Below are 19,610 nucleotides of genomic sequence, written 5' to 3' on the forward strand. Positions count from 1 at the left end.
CACCGCGATGCGGCTGGTACGGCGGATGGGCCCGCAGCGCCGGTTGATCGCCGCGGTGATCGCGCTGTCGCTGGGCGGCATCGCGATCGGGGTGGCCGGCCCGCGGATCCTGGGCCACGCCACCGACCTGGTGTTCAACGGGGTGATCGGCCGCGGCCTGCCGTCGGGCCTGACCAAACAGCAGGCCGTCGACGCCGCCCGTGCTTCCGGCCGCAGCACCTACGCCGACATGCTGTCCGGGATGGATGTGGTGCCCGGCGCCGGCGTCGACTTCGGCGCGGTCGCGCGCACCCTGGCCCTGGCTGGGGGGCTGTATCTGGTTGCGGCGCTGATGGTCTGGACCCAAGCACGGTTGCTCAACGTGATCCTGCAGCGCACCCTGCGGACCCTGCGCCGCGACGTCGAGGACAAGATGCACCGGTTGCCGTTGCGCTACTTCGATACCCAGCGCCGCGGTGAGCTGCTGAGCCGGGTCACCAACGACGTCGACAACACCGCGACGTCGGTGTCGATGACGGTCAGCCAACTGTTCAGCTCGGTGCTGACCGTGCTGGTGGTGTTGGCGATGATGCTGTCGATCTCGCCGCTGCTGGCGGCGATCACGCTGCTCGGCGTGCCGGTGTCGCTGCTGGCGGTACGGGCCATCACCCGGCGCTCGCAGCGACTGTTCGCCGCGCAGTGGGCGGCCACCGGGCGGCTCAATGCCCACCTGGAGGAGACCTACAGCGGCTTCACCCTGGTGCGCACGTTCGGCCACCGGGACTGGGCGCAGCAGCGCTTCGACGAATGCAACGACGAGCTCTACCGGTCGGGATTCGGCGCCCAGTTCCTGTCCGGACTGGTGGCCCCGGCGACCGGGCTGGTCGCCAACCTGGGCTACGTCGCGGTCGCGGTGCTCGGCGGCTTCCAGGTGGCCACCGGCCAGATCACCTTGGGCAGCATTCAGGCGTTCATCGCCTACGTCCGGCAGTTCAATCAGCCGCTGGGCAACCTCGCGGCGATGTACAACACGCTGCAGTCCGGGGCGGCCAGCGCCGAGCGAGTCTTCGCCTTCCTCGATGAACCCGAGGAGCCACCGGACCCCGCAGTACCGTTGTCGCGCAATGGTTCCGCACTGCGCGGTCAGGTGGAGTTCCGCGACGTCAGCTTCGGCTACCGGCCCGGAGTTCCGGTGATCGAAGACCTGTCGCTGACCGTGCAGCCGGGCAGCACGGTGGCGATCGTCGGACCGACCGGAGCGGGCAAGACCACCCTGGTCAATCTGCTGATGCGGTTCTACGACGTCGACCGCGGGCAGATTCTGATCGACGGCGTCGACATCACCGCCGTCGACCGCTCGGCGCTGCGGTCCTCGATCGGGATGGTGCTGCAAGACACCTGGCTGTTCACCGGAACGATCGCCGACAATATCCGCTACGGACGGCCCGACGCGCCAGAGGACGAGGTGCTGGCGGCCGCGCGGGCCGCCCACGTCGACCGGTTCGCCGAGGCGCTGCCCAACGGTTACGCCACCCGGGTCAGCGACGACGGGGCCGGCATCAGCGCCGGGGAGAAGCAGCTGATCACCATCGCCCGGGCGTTTTTGGCCCGCCCGCAACTACTCATCCTCGACGAAGCGACCAGCTCGGTGGACACCCGCACCGAGCTGTTGGTCCAGCGGGCGATGCGCGAGTTACGCAGGGACCGCACCAGTTTCATCATCGCTCACCGACTGTCGACGATCCGGGACGCGGATGTGATCCTGGTGATGCAGGCCGGCCGGATCGTCGAGCAGGGCACCCACGCCGAGCTGCTGGCCCGCCGCGGGGCGTACTGGGCGATGGCCGAAGGCAGCTGAATTCCGGTCGAATCACCCATTGCTGACCGGTGGTCACCGGGGTAAATTCGACCGCGAAGCAGGCCCGGACATGACCGAACCGAAGAGCTGGTCCCGTGGGTGAAAGCCAGCCGCGCAGGAAGTGTAAGACGCCCCCCACGTCAGCCGGGCCTGCCCTATCGTTTTGTGCCGGTCAGTATTTCAGCTCCAGCACAGCGGCCAGTGGACGTCGCGGCGTCGGCGCCGGCGTCTGCTCCAGCGCGGGTGTGCCACCGACCCGGATCAGCACCTGCGGCAGATCCTCACACCCAGCCAGGGCGGCCAGCATCGCCCGGGCCGTCGGCACCTCCGTCAGATGCGTCACCGGGCAGGTGCCCAGACCGGCCATCGTGCACTCCCGCAGGACGGTGGAGAGCGCCTCTCCGCAGGCCAGGGCATTGGCCGGATTGTCGGTGGCGGTGGACAGAAACGGCAGCCGGTCGGTACGCGGCATCAGGATCGCGTTGGCGCGATAGCGCTGCAGATCGCTGACCCGCTCAGCGGCGGCGAAACCGATCGAGGCCAGGCCGCTGCGACAGGGCCGTTAGTCCTCGGCGCCGCCGTTGCGGTGCCGGACCCGAAAGACGCTCACCTCGCCCTTGATGCCCTTGAGGTGCCGCGCGCCGGCAAACGACCAGCGGAACCCGTCGTGGTCAGCGAGGGCGGCCTGCACCGGCCCGGCGACCAGCACTGAGCCCGGACGCGCCACCCCGGTCACCCGGCTGGCCAGGTTCACCGGGCTGCCGAACCAGTCACCGGCCCGGCTCACCGCCGGCCCGGCCGCGATACCGGCGCGTAGCCGCGGAAAATCGTCGTCGGAATCGGTGGACTCGACCAGCTTCAGCACCGCGTTCAGCAGCGCCGCCGAGTCGGCGCAGACGAACATCACCGCATCACCGATGGTCTTGATGAACCGTACCGGCGGCACCGCCACGTCGCGGGCCCGCTCCGCCAGCCGGTTGGCCAGGCGCTCCAGCTCCTCGGGCGGCACCATCTCGCCCAGCCGGGTGAAACCGACCAGATCGGCGAAGGCCACCGCCACCTGGCGGGCACCTGGAAGCGCGCTACCGGCAGCGATCTCGCCCGCGGTGACGGCCTCGGTCTCCAACTGGTGGCGCAGATGCATGAACAGCGCGTCGCTGATCCACGGTCCCAGCAGCGGCGCGATCCGGCCGACCAGCTCCTGGGAGCGCTGAGCGATTTCCAGCTCGGTGCCACCGGATTCCAGCACCGCGGCCAGCGCGGCCGAGCGCATCACCTCCGCGGCGTGCGAAAAGCCGTCGGCCAGCACCCGTACCACCCGCACGATGTCGTCAGCCTTCAGACCGGCGTCGAGGAACCCCTGCGCCTGGGCGGCGACCGCCCCGTCGCCCCGCAGATGCATCGCCGCGTCGGGGTCGTCCATCCGGGCCAGGCCGATCGCACGTTGCACCCGCTGCAGGAACTGCAAATCGATGCCGTGGGTGGCGGCGATCTCTCGCGCCGACACATAGTCGTCGTCGAGGCCCACCACCCGGCCGGTGGGCAACAATGCCGGCGCGCTCGCGACGCGGATCTGCTCGGCGGTGAAGCCCTGCCCCAACAGCCATTCGATCAGTTCGGCACGTTCGGCACGCGCAGTGCCGTGCAGGCCGTCGAGCAAGTCGTCGATCTCGGGATCAGCCACGCCGCAAACGTATCGCCCGGCAGACTGTCGGGGTGGCTGAAGTCTTCGATGCGCTGACCGCCGATCAACTGCGCGCACGCGGCACGATCAAGTGGAACCACTTCGCCCCCGACGTGTTGCCGCTGTGGATAGCCGAGATGGACTTCCCCACCGCCCCGGCGGTGCTGGACGGGGTGCGGGCCTGCGTGGCCGCCGAGGAGTTCGGCTATCCGGGGGCCGGCTCCGATGCCCTGCCGGTGGCGGTGGCGCGCTGGTGCGCACACCGCTACGGCTGGGCCGCCCGGCCGGAGTGGGTGCGGGTGGTGCCCGATGTGCTCAAGGGCATGGAGGTGGTCATCGGGTTCCTCACCCGCCCGGAGAGCCCGGTGGTGCTGCCGGTCCCGGCCTACATGCCGTTCTTCGACCTGCTGCAGGTCACCGGCCGCCAGCGGGTGGAAATCCCGATGACACAAGACGATTCCGGACGCTACCTGATCGACCTGGACGCATTGGACGCGGCGTTCGCCGCCGGGGCGGGGTCGCTGATCCTGTGCAACCCGAACAATCCGCTGGGCACCGCGTTCAGCGCCGAGGAACTGCGGGCGATCATCGACATCGCCGCCCGCCACGGCGCCCGGGTGATCGCCGACGAGATCCACGCCCCGCTGGTCTATGACCGCCCGCACGTGGCGGCCGCCTCGGTGTCGGAGGTGGCCGCCGACACCGTGATCACGCTGATGTCGGCGTCGAAGGGCTGGAATCTGCCGGGCCTGATGTGCGCCCAGGTGATGTTGACCAACCAGCGTGACGCCGACGCCTGGGACAAGATCAACATGATGCACACCATGGGCGCCTCCACCGTCGGCATCCGGGCCAACATCGCCGCCTACACCGGCGGTGGCGACTGGCTGGACCGCCTGCTGCCCTACCTGCGGGCCAACCGCGATCACCTGAGCCGTGTTCTGCCCGAGGCGGTCCCGGGGCTGCGGGTCAGCCATCCGCAGGCCACCTACCTGGCCTGGCTGGACTTCCGGGCGCTGGGGCTGGCGGCCGAACCGGCCGAGCATCTGCTGACTCATGCCCGGGTGGCGCTGAGCCCGGGCATCCCGTTCGGCGGTGGCCCGGGCTTTGCCCGGCTGAATTTCGGCACCACCCGGGCGATCCTGGACCGGGCGATCGAGGCGATGGCCTTGGCGCTGCGCTGAGCCGAGCGGCTAGCGTGGCGTGATGTCCTGCGTGTTCTGCGCCGTAGCGGCCGGCGAAGCTCCGGCCGTGCGGGTTTTCGAAGACGGCGACTACCTGGCGTTCCTCGACATCCGGCCGTTCACCCGCGGCCACACCCTGGTGATCCCCAAGCAGCACAGCGTGGATCTGACCGACACCCCGGCAGAGACACTGGCGGGCATGCTCGCGGTCGGCCAGCGGATCGCCCGGGCGGCGCGGGCCTCCGGGTTGCACGCCGACGGCACCAACCTGGTGATCAACGACGGGCGGGCGGCCTTTCAAAGTGTGTTCCACATCCACCTGCACGTGGTGCCGCGCCGCAGCGGCGACAAACTGTCATTCGCCAAGGGCGTGCTGGTGCGCCGCGACCCGGACCGGGAGCGCACCGGGGCGATGCTGCGGGCGGCGCTGGCGGATACCGACGCCGCGCAGTCAGACTAAGGGCATGGACTATCTCCCCCTGATCGAAAAAGTGGGCGTCCGGGTGCTCGGCGTCCACGACCTGATCTACCGGCGGACCGGCGGCCGGGTCGGCCACCGGCTGCCGGGCCTGCCGCCCAGCCTGATGCTGCACCACGTCGGCGCCAAGACCGGCCGGGCGCGCACCTCGACGCTGTCCTATGCCCGGGACGGGGACACCTACCTGATCGTCGCGTCGATGGGTGGCGCTCCGCGCTCCCCCGGCTGGTATCACAACCTCAAGGCGCACCCCGATGTTGAGATCAACGTCGGGACCAAACGGTTCGCCGTCACCGCGCGGCCGGTGCTGCCCGACGACGGCGACTATGCCCGGCTGTGGCGGATCGTGAATGCCAACAACGCCAACCGTTATGAGGCCTACCAGCAGCGCACCTCGCGGCCGATTCCGGTTGTGGTGCTCACCCCGCGGTCGTCCACTTAACCGATCGTCTTTCTTTCTGTAGAAACCACTTGTCCGTTGTTAAGCGTCCGCTTAGGTAGTACTTTGGCGTGACCACGCCCCCGTGCGGGGGCCGCCGGGCAGGGTTCGCCCTCGATCCAGACAAGGTGGGGCGATGAGCCGACGACGCAATCCGCAACCGACTCGCCGGGGCGGGGCACGCGCCGCGATCGGGGCCGCTGTGGCCGCTGGATCGCTCGGCGGGGTGTTCGGACTGAGTCCCCTGGCGCCCGCGCCACCGGCGTACGCCGATGCAGACTTCGACTGGCTGGTCGAACTGTTTGCGCCGACAGCGGGCCTGGCCGCCGGTTCAGACCCGCTCGACACCTCCGACGTATTCGGCCTGGACCTCTACACCGCACTGCACGACCAGGTGCAGGCCTGGATCATCAGCCCGCTGGGCATGCAGATCGACAACACCATCAACCAGCTGGCCGGCCAATACCTGATCGGCAATGGCGTCGACGGGACCTTCGAGAACCCCCACGGCGGCGCGGGCGGCCTGTGGTTCGGCGACGGCGGCGACGGATATGACCAGACACTGGCCGGGGTTGCCGGCGGCAACGGCGGCGCGGCCGGGATGTTCGGTGACGGCGGAGCCGGTGGTGACGGCGGAGCCGGTGCCGCAGGAGGCATCGGCGGAACCGGCGGATGGTTCATGGGCAACGGCGGCGCCGGCGGTGCCGGCGGCGAGGGTGTGCTCGGCGGTGTCGGCGGGGCCGGCGGGGCCGGCGGCGATGCAGTGGCCTGGTTTTTCGGCAATGGTGGGGCCGGCGGTGCCGGCGGCGCCGGAGCGGCCGGGGCCGGCGTGGGCGCCACCGGCGGCACGGGTGGTGCCGGGGGCGTCGGCGGAGCAAGTCTGACAGCGCAATTCGGCAACGGCGGCCAGGGCGGAACCGGTGGAATCGGCGGGACCGGCGGCGCCGGCCGCGCCGGAGCCGACGGGGCCGCCGCCACTATCGCCGGTGGCACCGGCGAGCGCGGCGAGGACGGCGGCGTCGGCGGGACCGGCGGCACCGGCGGCGTCGGTGGCGCGGGGGGCGCATCCGTCCACGGCGCCGCGGGCCTGCAGGGCGTCGGCGGGGCCGGCGGCACCGGCGGCACCGGCGGCGATCCGGGCAACGGCGGCCGGGGCGGCGACGGCGACGCCGCCCATCCGGACGGTGGAGCCGGCGGCAACGGCGGCAACGCCGGGGCCGGCGGTGCCGGTGGCACCGGCGGGGCGGGCTCGACCCTCGGGGCTACCGGGGTGACCGGCGCCGCGCCCACCGGTCCGGCCGGCAACGGCGGTGACGGCGGCAACGGCTACCACGCGACCGTTGCGGGGGCCAACGGCGGCAACGGCGGCGACGGCGGGACCGGCGGCGCCCACGGCAACGGCGGCAACGGCGGCGACGGCGGAGCCGGGGCGACCGGCAAGAACGGTGTCGCCGGCATCAACGGCGGCAATGCCGGTAACGGCGGCAACGGCGGAGCGGGCGGCGCCGGCGGCAACTCCCTCGGCGACGGCCACGGCGGCCACGGCGGCAACGGCGGCGCGGCCGGCGACGGGGGCCGCGGCCTGGACCAGTCGGGCCAGCCCGTCGGCGCCGCCCTTCCCGGCAGCGGCGGCAACGGCGGGCAGGGCGGGACCGGTGGCGCGGGCGGCAGCAGCGCCAGCGCGCACGGGGCCGGCACCGGCACCGGCGGGGCCGGCGGTAAGGGCGGGGCAGGCGGCAACGGCGGCGGCAACGGGATCGCCACGGTGGACGCGCCCAACAATGTGCAGTACGGCAGCGGCGGGGCCGGCGGAGCCGGTGGGGCCGGGGGCAGCGGCGGGCGCGGCGACAACGGTGCGGCCGGTCCCAACGCCGGCTTCGACGGCGGCAACGGCGGCGCCGGTGGCCAGGGCGGGGCCGGCGGCTCGGCCTACCAGGGCAACGCCGCCCTGGGCGAGCACGGCCGGTTCGGCACCAACGGTGACGGCGGCGCCGGCGGAAGCGGCGGGACCGGCGGCGGTGGCGGCACCGGCGGCACCGGGGTAGCCAGTGCCGGCGGCGCCGGAGGCAACGGCGGCAACGGCGGCACGGCCGGTGCCGGCGGCGCCCCCGGCACCGGCTTCTACGCCCAGCCCGGAATCAACCAGGCGCCGGTCGGGATCGGCGGCGTCGGCGGTGACGGTGGCGGTGCGGGCGCCGGCGGTTCCGGCGGGATCGGCGCTGCCGGGTTCACCGGCGGCACCGGCGGCAACGGCGGTGTCGGAGGTTCCGGCGGCCACGGCGGGGACGGCACCGGCAGCTTCTATTCGCAGGGCTCCAGCGGCGGCAACGGCGGCTCAGGCGGCGCCGGCGGCAACGCCGGGACCGGCGGAGCGGGCGGTTCGGGTGCGCAAGCCGGTAGCGGTGGCAACGCCGGTGCGGGCGGCCACGGCGGCGACGGCGGTGATGGTGGCACCGCCACCCTGGCCTCGACGAACGTGCACGGCGGGGCGGCCGGCGATGGCGGCGCCGGAGGGACCGCGGGCCTTATCGCCGCCGGCGGTGCCGGAGCCCGCGGCGGCGACGGCGGCGACGGCGGGGCGGGGGGCCACGGCGGGACGGTCGGCAGCACCGGCGCCAACGGCGCCGGGGGCGTCGGCGGCGCCGGGTCGGGGACGGCAGCCCATGGGGCCACCGGCGGCCCGGAGGGCCCGGTCAACGCCTCCATCCCGCTGTATCTACAAAGCAACGGGATCAGCCCGATCGTCTACATCTCGATCAACGGCGGTCCGCCGGTGCCGGTTCAGATCGACACCGGCTCCACCGGGCTGACGATCCTGGGCAACAGCCAGGGCCTGGGCGACTCGGTCTATGCCGGCAGCGCGAGCTACGCCGGCCTGGGCAATCAGTCCTACAGCTACCACACCTACGACACCACGGTCGGCTTCTGCGACAAGGCGGGCGCCTGCCCCACGGACCTGGTCACCGATCCCACCGCGGTCAATATCGTCGACCCGGCATCGAACGCTTTGATGACGAGCTACTTCAACCAGTACGGCATCGCCGGGGTGCTCGGCATCGGGCCCAACAACGGTTTCTCCGGCACCTCGACAATCATTTCGGCGTTGCCGGGTGCCCTCAACCAGGGTGTGCTCATCGATGCCACCCGCGGCGAGGTGGTGTTCGGCCCGAACCAGCTGGACCCGGAGCTGTCGCTTCCGGGCTCCCCGTTCGTCGACACCATGGTGTCGATCAACGGTGGTGCCCCGGTGGCGGTGTCCACCTCGATCGACTCCGGCGGCATGTTGGGCAGCGTTCCGCAGTGGCTGTTCCCCAGCGCCGGGATCGGTACGCAGGTACCGGCCGGCACCCTCATCTCGGTGTACTCCGCCGACGGCGAGAAGCTGCTGTACTCCTTCACCACGACCGCGACCAACAGCCCGTACGTGTGGTCGAACACCTCGATGAACTCCGGCTACTTCCCGTTCTCGGAGAACCCGATCTACATCGACTACCGCCCCAGCGGATTCGGGTCGACGGTCTTTGACCGCTGAGGCCCGTCAGGCGGCACCCGAGAATTCGTGCGCGATGCCGGAGATGGTTCTCCAGAATCGCGGCGATCTCGATGCTGGGTCCCAGCAGGCCGAATGCGGTGCTCGCGACGACGTCCTCTGATGCCGCAGGCGTTGCTCGACAGTGGGATCGAGGCAGAACTTGAAACACCGCAGATGGTGGTAGCTGGGTCGGGGTCGATTGCGGCTTGGCCGCGTTCGTCGTCGCCGCCACGACCGGCGGCACAGAGGTAGCCCGGATCACCGATGCGCCCGAGAAGGGCGGTGCCGAACACCCACCAGAGTTGTTCGACACGCTTTAGAACAGCTCCTTGGCCAGCAGTTCCAGGGTGTGCTCGCGGCCGGGCGCGGTGGCCGGGTCGGTGCCACGGCGCGCCGAGGCCACCGGGTTGACCATCACCTCGTCGACGCCGAACTGCTCAGCCAGCGCCTTGAGCTGGTCGGCGGCTTCGGCCGGCGCGCCGACGACCGCCCGGCGCAGCCCGCCGTCGATGATGCGCTGTTCTTGATCGGAGACGCGAGCCGCCTGCGCGTCCTCGACCAGGTCCACCGCGCCCAGCGGTCGCCCGGTCCGCAGCCGGGCCATCATCTGCAGATTCGGCAGCATCAACGCCATTGCCTCATCGCGGGTTTCGGCGACCGCGGCGTTGACCGTCAGGAACGTCGTCGGCTCGGCACACCACGCGCTGGGCACGAAATCAGCTCGGTAGGTGGCCAGGGCCTCCTCGGTGCCGTGCCCGGAGAAGTGGTGGGCGAACACGTAGGGCAGTCCCTTGGCCGCGGCCAGCCGCGCCGAATACATGCTCGACCCCAGCAGCCACAGCCGCGGCTCGCTCGCCGCGGCCGGAGTGGCCTTGAGCAGGTAGTCGCCGTCGCGCAGTTGAACCTGCACGCCGCGGCTGCTCATCATCGCCCGCACATGGTCGAGGTAGTCGGGGAAGTTCGCGATCTCTTGCTCGTCGTGGCCCCCGCGCAGCATGACCGAGGTGACCGGGTCCGACCCGGGCGCCCGGCCGATACCCAAGTCGATGCGGCCCGGCGCGGCCGCCTCCAGCAATGCGAATTGCTCGGCGACGGCCAGTGGGGCGTGGTTGGGCAGCATCACTCCGCCGGATCCGAGCCGCAGCCGTGCGGTCTGTGCGGCCAGGTAGGCGATCAGCACCGGCGGGCTGGTGGCCCCGACCGACGGCATGTTGTGGTGCTCGGCCACCCAATACCGGGTGAAACCGAGCCGGTCAGCGACCTGGGCCAGCCGCACCGTTGCCCCCAGCGCATCGGCGGTGGACTGATCGGTGCGGACGGGGACGAGATCAAGGACGGAAAGGCGCACCCTTGGCTCAACGCGCATCCGCCGCCGGACCTTCCCGATCAGTCCGCGAGCCCGGCGTGGCGGGCCGCATCGGCGAAGACATCGTCGAGCATCGCCGGGGTCAGCCGGCCGGTGAACATGTTCTGCTGGCTGGGGTGATAGCAGCCGATCAGCCGCAGTCCGGGGCCGAGTTCGGCGACCGCACGGTGACCGAACTTCGGTTTCGGTTTGGGCACCCGCTCGGCGGCCAACCGCAGCGCGACCTGCCAGGCGAAGCCGCCGAGGGCGACCATCACCCGCACGTGCGGAGCCAGCAGCTGCCACTCGGCGTCGAGCCACGGCGCGCAGGTGTTGCGCTCGGCCGTGGTGGGAGCGTTGCCCGGCGGGGCGCAGCGCACCGGGGCGATGATCCGGATCGTGCTGGTGTCCAAGCCGTCGGCGGCGTCGATACTGGTCGGCTGGTTGACCAGACCGGCCCGGTGCAGCGCGGCATACAACTGGTCGCCGGAGCGGTCGCCGGTGAACATTCGCCCGGTCCGATTCGCCCCGTTGGCCGCGGGCGCCAACCCGACGATGACGATCCGCGGCGTCGGCGACCCCCATCCAGGTACCGGCCGGCCCCAATACGGTTGATCCGCAAAGGATTTCCGTTTGGCGACGGCTACCTCTTCGCGCCAGCTGACCAGCCGCGGGCAGGCCCGGCAGACGCTGATCAAGGCGTCCAGCTCGGGGATCGACTCGGATTGGTCGGCCAGCTGCACCACGTGCGCGGCATCGGCGGCCGGTGGCGTCGCCGGGGTCGCCGGGTCGCCGGGCCAGCCGGTACCGGGACGCACCGGGGAGTCGAAGGGCTGTCCGGTGCGGGGGTGGTTGAGCATGAGACCATCCTGCCGCCGAGTGCACCGGCGATTAGAAGCGGTTACGCACAAGCTGCTCCGCCACGTTCCGGCCGGGGCCAACGACGCAGAGCGGGCAAGCCGCCGCGTTCGCAGAGTTCGCCCGGTAGTCCGACGACCGCCATTACACTCCCGGCAGGCGTTGGCCCTCGGGGAACAGGACGGCCCGGAATGCGACGGTACTGCGGACATATCGCGCTGACGATCGTGTTGACCGCGTCCTGGGTGACCGGCTGCTCTTCGGTCCACCAGACGGCCGACTCCACCGCTACAGCCACCGCGACGCCCTCCCGGGCGCCGTCACCGTCGGCGCTGATCGGCCCCAACGGGGCCACCGTCGAGATCACCCTGAGCGGGATGCGGGCCACCGCAACGGCACCGGCGGGCGTCAGCGACCCGGGTGTGCCGTTGACGATCTCACGCGGGTCGCAACCGCACGGCCAACCGTTTGCGGCGGCGGTGGCCGCCAGTGCCCCGGTGTCGATCACGCTCGGCTCCGGACTGCAGCCCAAGCAGCCGATCGAGCTGCGGTTCGACCTGTCCGCCGATCCGCAGCTGGCCGGCGCGTTCAGCGATTCGGTGAAGCCGGTGATCCGCTCGGTCTCCGGTGCCGACGGGTCGGTGATCGACCTGCTGCCGGCCGCCTGGGATCCGGCGACCCGCACGGTGAGCGCCGCCACCGACCACCTGTCGGTGTTCCAGGTCATCGCCGCCGACCTGGGCAAGGTGGTCGACACCATCCGAGGGGTGCTGCTACCCGGCACCACGTCCGGTCCGAGCTGCACGGGAAGCAGTCAACTGACCATCGGATCGATCTCCTACACACTCAGCGCGTCCAAACCTGACGCCCCGGTCACCGGCTGCCTACGCGATGCCGGCGCCGGCGCCGTCGGCGTCGACTTCGCCAACAGCAGCAGCCAGTTCTACGGCCTCACGTCCTCCCCCGCCGGGACCTTCACCAACCCGACACCGCTGAACAGCAACGACCAACTCGCGGTCTGGCTGTTCGGCGACAAGAACGGGCTGCTCACGCCGCGCTCCGGCGGCCAGCTCGTCCTACCGGCCGGCACCACCACGGCCACGATCAATGTCGATGTGAATCCGGTTGCACTGCAACTAAATTCGATTCTGACCGGGCTCGGGATGCTGGGCATCGACGGCGACCAGCTGGTCACGGTGTTCCAGAACAGCCGGTCGGCCTGGGACTGCGCGCTGACCGCGATGAACGCGGTGCAGCTTCCCAAGGACGCCTACCAGGCCCGCGATCAGTACGGCAGCGTCGCCCAATGCCTGCTGGCCGGGATCGGTGCCGCCGGCGGGCCGATCAGTGGCGCAGCGGGCGCCGACCCGGCGTATCTGGGCGATGTCGTGCATCGGACCGGCGTGGCCCTGTCGCTGGTGACCACCCTGCCCGACCAGTTCTTCGCTAACATCGCCGGCGCGATCGGCGAGGTGACCGGCAAGAATCACCTGGAGTTCACCCTCAACGGACAGCGACCCACCGCGCCGGCCCGCGGCGTGGGCACCTTGAAACTGAGCGTGTTCCACTCGCACACCAATCCCGGTGACACCGGAGTCGAGCTGGCGCCCAACCATTTTCAGCTGAGCAAGACCAAACACGACGGCACGTTCTGGGTCGACTTGGGCCTGCGCTGGAAGACCAGCGACGGCAAGGGGCTGTTTTCCTACTGCACCGAGCAGACCAAGGTCCTCGACAGCGGCGGCGGCGTGGTGCTGACCCGTAAGCAGCGACTGGCGACCTGCGACGGGGGCGGCGGCTGGGATTTCCCGCTCACCAAACCCGGCACCTACACCTACGTCGTCGACCTGCAGGGCGAGCCGAGCGGCTCAGCCCACGGCGAGCAGCAGTTCACCGTCGATCCGTAGCGACACGGCCGGCACCCGGCTCCGTAGGATCGCCTGCGTGGATTCCGACGCGCTCGCCCCGTTGATCGCCGACCTTCCCGACGGGATGGTGGTCACCGATCCGACGATCACCGCGGGCTACCGGCAGGACAACGCCCTGGACCCGTTGGCGGGCACACCGCTGGCGGTGGTGCGGCCGCTACGCACCGAGGAGGTGCAGACGGTGATGCGCTGGGCCAGCGCGCATCGGGTGCCGGTGGTGACCCGCGGCGCGGGCACCGGACTGTCCGGCGGCGCCACCGCGGTCGACGGCGGGATCGTGCTGTGCACCGAGAAGATGCGCGAGATCACCGTCGATCCCGTCACCCGCACCGCGGTGTGCCAGCCCGGCCTGCTCAACGCCGAGGTGAAGAAGGCCGTCGCCGCGCACGGCCTGTGGTACCCGCCGGATCCGTCGTCGTTCGAGATCTGCAGCATCGGCGGCAACATCGCCACCAACGCCGGCGGGTTGTGCTGCGTCAAATACGGCGTCACCACCGACTACGTGCTGGGTCTGCAGGTGGTGCTGGCCGACGGCACCGCGGTGCGCCTGGGCGGGCCGCGGCTCAAAGATGTCGCCGGCCTCTCGCTGACCAAACTGTTCGTCGGCAGCGAGGGCACCCTCGGGGTGATCACCGAGGTGACCTTGCGGCTGCTGCCGGCCCAACCCAAGTCGGCGGTGGTGGTGGCCACGTTCGACTCGGTGGGCGCCGCGGCCGAGGCGGTGCTCGACGTCTCCGGGCGGCTGCGCCCGTCGATGCTGGAGTTCATGGACTCCGCGGCGATCAACGCCGTCGAGGACCAACTGCGGATGGGGCTCGATCGCGACGCCGCCGCCATGCTGGTGGCCGCCTCCGATGAGCGGGGTCATGCCGGCGCCGAGGACATCGAGCTGATGGCTGCGGTGTTCACCGAGCACGGCGCCAAGGACGTGTTCTCCACCGACGATCCCATCGAGGCCGAAGGCTTCGTCGCGGCCCGGCGGTTCTGCATCCCGGCCGTCGAGGCCAAGGGGCCGTTATTGCTCGAGGACGTCGGGGTGCCGCTGCCGCAGCTGGGCGAGCTGATCACCGGGATCGAGAAGATCGCCGCCGAGCACCGGCTGATGATCGCGGTGATCGCCCACGCCGGCGACGGCAACACCCACCCGCTGATCGTGCACGACCCGAATGATCCCGACGACGTGCGCCGCGCCGAGACGGCCTACGGCGAGATCATGGATCTGGCGATCGCCCTGGGCGGCACCATCACCGGCGAGCACGGGGTCGGGCGGCTCAAGCGGCCCTGGCTGGCCGAGCAGCTGGGCCCCGACGCGATGGCGCTGAACCAGCGGGTCAAGGCCGCACTCGACCCGCTGAACATCCTCAACCCGGGCGCGGGGATCTGACCGCACCGCGACTCGGAATCCTGCGACGCTTCCCCCGCGTGTCTTGTCGTGGATTTCCGATTCGACCATTGACACAGAGCGCGCGATTGTCGTATCAATGAGACATGACGACCGCCTTGTCTCATCCGAAGTTCGAGCCGTGCAACGCCGAAACCTGGCCGAATCCGTGGCCGATGTACGCCGCGCTGCGCGATCACGACCCGGTTCACCACGTGGTCCCCGCCGACAAGCCCGACCACGACTACTACGTGTTATCCCGGCACGCCGACATCTGGGCGGCGGCCGCCGACCACGAGACCTTCTCCTCCGCGCAGGGACTGACCATCAACTACGGCGAGCTGGAGATGATCGGGCTGGCCGACAACCCGCCGATGGTGATGCAGGATCCGCCGGTGCACACCGAGTTCCGCAAGCTGGTGGCGCGCGGTTTCATGCCGCGGCAGGTCGAGCGGCTGGAGCCCAAGGTGCGCGAGTTCGTCGTGCAACGCCTCGAGCGGCTGCAGGCCGACGGCGGCGGGGACATCGTCGTCGACCTGTTCAAGCCGCTGCCGTCGATGGTGGTCGCGCACTACCTGGGGGTGCCGGAGCAGGACCGGGCCCAGTTCGACGGCTGGACCGACGCGATCGTCGCCGCCACCACCAGCGAGGACGGGGTCGCTTCGGCCGGGGACGCGATCGGCGAGATGATGGCCTACTTCACCGCGCTCATCGAACGCCGCCGATCCGAACCCGAGGACGACACCGTCTCGCATCTGGTGGCGGCCGGGATGGGCGCCGACGGCGACATCAAGGGACTGCTGGCGGTGCTGGCGTTCACCTTCACCATGGTCACCGGCGGCAACGACACCACCACCGGAATGCTCGGCGGCTCAGTGCAATTGCTGCAACGCTACCCCGACCAGCGGCGGCTGCTGGTGGACCGCCCGGAGTTGATCCGCGACGCCGTCGAGGAGCTGCTGCGGCTGACCTCGCCCGTGCAAGGTCTGGCCCGCACCACGACCCGGGACGTGACCGTCGGCGACACCACCATTCCGGCCGGCCGCAAGGTGCTGCTGCTCTACGGCTCGGGCAACCGCGACGAGCGCCAGTTCGGGCCGGACGCCGCCGAACTCGACGTGCTGCGCAAGCCGCACCAGATCCTCACCTTCAGCTATGGCGCGCACCACTGCATCGGCAACCAGGCCGCCCGCATGCAGGCGCGGGTGGCGCTGGAGGAGCTGCTCGCCCGCTGCCCGGACTATGCGATCGACGAGGCCGGGATCCGCTGGGCCGGCGGCAGCTACGTGCGCCGACCGCTGTCGGTTCCGTTCACCGCCGCGTCATGATGGCCGGGCGGTCCTGGCTGTCGGATCAGCGCGGCGAACTGGCGGCCGAGAAGATCCTCGACGCGGCCGAGACGTTGTTCGCCGAGCATGACCCCGGCTCGGTCGGCATGACTGAAATCGCCCGTGCGGCCGGGTGTTCGCGCGCCACGCTGTACCGCTACTTCGAGAGCCGCGACGCGCTCTACACCGCCTACGTGCACCGCTGGGCCAACGCGCTGTATCAGCAGCTGACCGAGCGGTTGGCCGGTATCGACGATCCGGCCCAGCGGCTGGTCGCCGGGATCACCGAGTCGCTGGCGCTGGTGCGGGCCAACCCGGCGCTGGCGTCGTGGTTCGCCGAGACCGGTCCGCCGATCGGTGCCGCGATGGCCGAGCGCTCCGAGGTCATCACGGTGATGGTCACGACCTTCCTGTCCGCGCTGGGGACCGACGACACCGCGGCGGTGCAGCAGCGCGCCCGCTGGGTGGTGCGGGTGATGACGTCGCTGCTGAGCTTCCCGGGCCGCGACCCCGACGACGAGCGGGCGATGCTGGTGCAGTTCGTGGTGCCGGTCGTCGTTGCACCGGACCGGCTCAGGTCGGCGGGGGCCGGTTCAGGGGAATAGGAGAGCTGCCCGCCTTTGCGCGACAACGGCGGGTGCGTGGCCGAGCCGACCGCGATTTGTCGCGCAGAGGCGGGCAACTAGCCCTGTGGGTCCGGCCGGCAACGCGGCTCAGGCCTTGACCCGGGTGAACCGGTGCAGCAACCAGGACACCGGAATGGTGACCGCCATCGTGCCAACGAACAGGTTGAGCATCGAGCCGGTGTACACCGGTGCGCGCAGCACCTCCACCATCACCACCTCCATCAGCACCAGATGGACCAGGAAGATCTCATAGGAGATCTCCCCCAACCACACCATCGGCCGACTCGCCAGCAACCGCGCGTACCAGCCCTGGTTGCCCAGTGCCAGCGGCGCCACCGCCAGAGTGGCGATCGCGGCGTAGAAGCCGGCCTTGACCAGTGCCTCGGAAAGTTTGGCCGGCGAGGTGGTGGGTTCCCCGGCGATCGGGGTGGCCGCGATGACATAGCAGATCAGCGCCAGCGGAATCGCCACGAAGCCGTAGCAGCGCACACCCATCGCCTGCAGCACCGCCAGCGCCATTCCGCCGACGAACCAGACCAGGTAGGTCGGCAGCCACAGCCGGGCACCGTCGGGCAGAAAGTCACCGGCGTGCACCAGGATCAGCCAGGCCGGGCTGATCGCCGCCACCACCGCCAGCCCGGCCAGCAGGCGCACCGGCCGCCACTGTCGCCGGCACAGCCAGACCAGCGTGAGCCAGGCCAGCAGCGGCAGCACCACATAGAAGGCGACCTCCACCGCGAGGCTCCACATCTGAGTGAGGCCCTGATGCAGATAGCCGAACATGTAGTTGTCGGTGTAGATCTGGGTCAATGTCAGGTTGCGCAGCAGACCGATCCAGTTGTGGCCGGGATTCGGGCCGGCGGTGCGGTAGTGGTAGATCAGGTAGGCCAGCAGCACCGTGACGACGTACGCGGGCATGATGCGCCGCACCCGGTGCCAGGCGTAGCGGCGTACCGAGGGTGCCGGACGCTCGAAGGCGGTGGCGCGCACCCAGGGCCGGAACAACAGAAAACCGGAGAGCACAAAGAAGATCGGCACCCCGATCTCCATCCGGGAGCCCAGCAGGCCGGCGTAGCCGTGGGTGTACTTGCCGGTGGTGTAGGCCGCGTGGGTGCCGACGACCAATATCGCGGCCACCGCGCGCACGCCGGTGAGCGACGCGACCCGGTCGACGCGGGAGACCTGCTCGAGTCCGCCCTGGGCGACCTCCTCCTGCGGCAGCGTCATCCCATCCGTTTCCGGTACGTCCCCCCGTCGCCGTGGCGGTCGGGCTTGCCGAATGGGCGGTCGCGGCGCAGGTTGATCAGCTGGCCCTGAATGCGGGTGCGCTCCAGCGCCTTGAGTGTCTTGCCCGACAACTTCGCCGGCAGTTCCACCAGCGAGTGATCCACCCGGATGCTGATGTTGCCGAAGTCGCTGCGGTGCAGGCCGCCTTCGTTGGCCAGTGCCCCGACGATCGCACCCGGGGAGACCTTGTGCCGCTTGCCGACCGCGATCCGGTAGGTGGCGAAGCCGTCTTTGGGACCGCTCTTGCGGTCGTCCTTGCGACCGGGCCGATCGGCCCTCTCCCGCGAACGACGTTGGGCAGCGGGCGGTTCGGGCTCCATCAGGAATGCCTCGCCGTCGCGGGACTGCAGCGCCAGCGCAGCGGCGATGTCGGCCATCGGAACGTTGTGCTCGCGGCTGTACTCCTCGACCAGGCCGCGGAAGACATCGGCGCCGGGAGCACTGAGGGTGGCGGTGATCGAGTCGGCGAACTTCGCCACCCGCTGCGCGTTGACATCCTCAACCGTGGGCAGCGCCGACTCGGTGAGCTTCTGGCGGGTCGCCTTCTCGATCGCCTTGAGCAGGTGGCGTTCCCGTGGGCTGACGAACAGCAGCGCGGTGCCGGACCGCCCCGCCCGCCCAGTGCGGCCGATGCGGTGCACGTACGCCTCGGTGTCGTGCGGGATGTCGTAGTTGACCACGTGTGAGATGCGTTCAACGTCCAGGCCGCGGGCTGCGACATCGGTGGCGACCAGGATGTCGATGTTGCCGCTCTTCAGCGCGGCGATGGTCCGCTCACGCTGCGCCTGGGCGATGTCACCGTTGATCGCGGCCGCGGAAAACCCTCGGGCACGCAGCTTTTCGGCGACCTCCTCGGTGGCCTGCTTGGTGCGGACGAACACGATCATCGCCTCGAAGGACTCGACCTCGAGCACCCGCGTCAGGGCATCCATCTTGCGCGGGCCGGCGACCTCGATGTAGCGCTGGGAGATGTTCTCCGCCGTCGTGGTTTTCGCCTCGACGGTGACCTCGACCGGGTCATGCAGATAGCGGGCGGTGATCCGGCGAATCGCCGGCGGCATCGTCGCGGAGAACAACGCCACCTGCTTGTACTGCGGGGTGTCGGCCAGAATGCGCTCGACATCCTCGGCAAACCCCATCTGCAGCATCTCGTCGGCTTCGTCGAGCACCAGGTAGTCCAGGTGCGACAGGTCCAGACTGCCGCGTTCGAGATGGTCGATGACCCGGCCCGGAGTGCCGACCACCACCTGGGCGCCGCGCTTGAGCCCGGACAGCTGCACCGTGTAGGACGCTCCGCCGTAGATCGGCAGCACATTGACCCGCGGCAGGTGCGCGCCGTAGCGCCCGAACGCCTCGGCCACCTGCAGGGCCAGCTCCCGGGTGGGCGCCAGCACCAGCGCCTGGGTGGCCTTGCTGGCGGTGTCGATGCGCGACAGGATCGGGATGGCGAACGCTGCGGTTTTGCCGGTGCCGGTCTGCGCCAGGCCGACCACATCGGAGCCGGCCAGCAATGCCGGGATGGTGGCGGCCTGAATCGCCGAGGGCGTCTCGTAGCCGACGTCGGCGACGGCCTGCAACACCGAAGGGTGGATCTGCAGGTCAGCAAAGGTCGTGGGAAGGGCATCAGGGGAGGTCATCGCGCCTAGCAGTCTACGGGCAACCGCGCCCTTCTATCGCCACAGCCGAGGCGCACCCGCCAAGGC

Annotated in this window: 14 protein-coding genes and 1 pseudogene; 9 read left to right on the top strand and 6 right to left on the bottom strand. The window is 70.5% G+C overall.

Going from position 1 to position 19,610, the window contains the following annotated elements:
• Window positions 1-7 precede the first annotated feature (7 nt).
• Window positions 8-1,837 (top strand): ABC transporter ATP-binding protein, encoded by a 1,830-nt coding sequence (locus tag AC5Y4Q_RS11960; protein WP_499959269.1) that lies wholly within the window; start codon window positions 8-10, stop codon window positions 1,835-1,837.
• A 172-nt stretch (window positions 1,838-2,009) separates the two neighbouring features.
• On the opposite strand, the pseudogene AC5Y4Q_RS11965 reads toward AC5Y4Q_RS11960, so the two are convergent.
• Window positions 2,010-2,294 (bottom strand): annotated as a pseudogene (locus AC5Y4Q_RS11965) (NAD(P)H nitroreductase); the annotation flags it as partial.
• 105 nt (window positions 2,295-2,399) lie between these two features.
• A complete protein-coding gene (locus tag AC5Y4Q_RS11970; RefSeq protein WP_499959098.1) occupies window positions 2,400-3,521 on the bottom strand; it encodes an adenylate/guanylate cyclase domain-containing protein in 1,122 nt (373 codons plus the stop codon).
• A 32-nt stretch (window positions 3,522-3,553) separates the two neighbouring features.
• On the opposite strand from AC5Y4Q_RS11970, the gene AC5Y4Q_RS11975 reads away from it, so the two are divergent.
• The 4 genes from AC5Y4Q_RS11975 (at window position 3,554) to AC5Y4Q_RS11990 (ending at window position 9,154) form a co-directional block, all read left to right on the top strand.
• Window positions 3,554-4,705, top strand: a complete 1,152-nt coding sequence (locus tag AC5Y4Q_RS11975; protein ID WP_499959100.1) for a MalY/PatB family protein — start codon at window positions 3,554-3,556, stop codon at window positions 4,703-4,705.
• Between the two features lie 22 nt (window positions 4,706-4,727).
• Window positions 4,728-5,165, top strand: coding sequence for an HIT family protein (locus AC5Y4Q_RS11980; RefSeq protein ID WP_064919832.1), 438 nt, complete (start codon window positions 4,728-4,730; stop codon window positions 5,163-5,165).
• 4 nt (window positions 5,166-5,169) lie between these two features.
• Entirely contained in the window at window positions 5,170-5,625 is a 456-nt protein-coding gene (locus AC5Y4Q_RS11985; RefSeq protein WP_064919831.1) for a nitroreductase family deazaflavin-dependent oxidoreductase, read from the top strand.
• Between the two features lie 133 nt (window positions 5,626-5,758).
• Entirely contained in the window at window positions 5,759-9,154 is a 3,396-nt protein-coding gene (locus tag AC5Y4Q_RS11990; RefSeq protein WP_165604347.1) for a PecA family PE domain-processing aspartic protease, read from the top strand.
• A 316-nt stretch (window positions 9,155-9,470) separates the two neighbouring features.
• Here the strand turns inward: AC5Y4Q_RS11990 and AC5Y4Q_RS11995 are convergent, their stop codons facing one another.
• Window positions 9,471-10,502, bottom strand: coding sequence for an LLM class flavin-dependent oxidoreductase (locus AC5Y4Q_RS11995; protein WP_499959103.1), 1,032 nt, complete (start codon window positions 10,500-10,502; stop codon window positions 9,471-9,473).
• Window positions 10,503-10,540: 38 nt separating this feature from the next.
• Entirely contained in the window at window positions 10,541-11,359 is an 819-nt protein-coding gene (locus AC5Y4Q_RS12000; protein ID WP_064923129.1) for a uracil-DNA glycosylase, read from the bottom strand.
• A 189-nt stretch (window positions 11,360-11,548) separates the two neighbouring features.
• Between AC5Y4Q_RS12000 and AC5Y4Q_RS12005 the strand changes: the two genes are divergently transcribed.
• The 4 genes from AC5Y4Q_RS12005 to AC5Y4Q_RS12020 all read left to right on the top strand — a co-directional run bounded on the left by AC5Y4Q_RS12005 (window position 11,549) and on the right by AC5Y4Q_RS12020 (window position 16,599).
• The gene (locus AC5Y4Q_RS12005) at window positions 11,549-13,264 is read left to right on the top strand and encodes a hypothetical protein (RefSeq protein WP_499959105.1); all 1,716 of its coding nucleotides are present in this window, start codon (window positions 11,549-11,551) and stop codon (window positions 13,262-13,264) included.
• 37 nt (window positions 13,265-13,301) lie between these two features.
• A complete protein-coding gene (locus AC5Y4Q_RS12010) occupies window positions 13,302-14,669 on the top strand; it encodes an FAD-binding oxidoreductase (RefSeq protein WP_499959107.1) in 1,368 nt (455 codons plus the stop codon).
• A gap of 104 nt (window positions 14,670-14,773) precedes the next feature.
• Window positions 14,774-15,994 carry a cytochrome P450 gene (locus tag AC5Y4Q_RS12015; RefSeq protein WP_499959109.1) on the top strand — a complete coding sequence of 407 codons (1,221 nt, stop codon included), beginning with the start codon at window positions 14,774-14,776 and terminating at the stop codon, window positions 15,992-15,994.
• Window positions 15,994-16,599, top strand: coding sequence for a TetR/AcrR family transcriptional regulator (locus tag AC5Y4Q_RS12020; protein ID WP_499959271.1), 606 nt, complete (start codon window positions 15,994-15,996; stop codon window positions 16,597-16,599). The genes AC5Y4Q_RS12015 and AC5Y4Q_RS12020 overlap by 1 nt, the downstream gene beginning before the upstream one ends.
• Before the next feature lie 108 nt (window positions 16,600-16,707).
• Here AC5Y4Q_RS12020 and AC5Y4Q_RS12025 read toward each other — a convergent pair whose 3' ends face one another.
• Window positions 16,708-17,847, bottom strand: coding sequence for an acyltransferase family protein (locus AC5Y4Q_RS12025; RefSeq protein WP_125225981.1), 1,140 nt, complete (start codon window positions 17,845-17,847; stop codon window positions 16,708-16,710).
• Window positions 17,844-19,544 (bottom strand): DEAD/DEAH box helicase, encoded by a 1,701-nt coding sequence (locus AC5Y4Q_RS12030; protein ID WP_499959112.1) that lies wholly within the window; start codon window positions 19,542-19,544, stop codon window positions 17,844-17,846. The genes AC5Y4Q_RS12025 and AC5Y4Q_RS12030 overlap by 4 nt, the downstream gene beginning before the upstream one ends.
• Window positions 19,545-19,610 lie beyond the last annotated feature (66 nt).

It is taken from the genome of Mycobacterium sp. NGS16 (genome assembly GCF_059813225.1).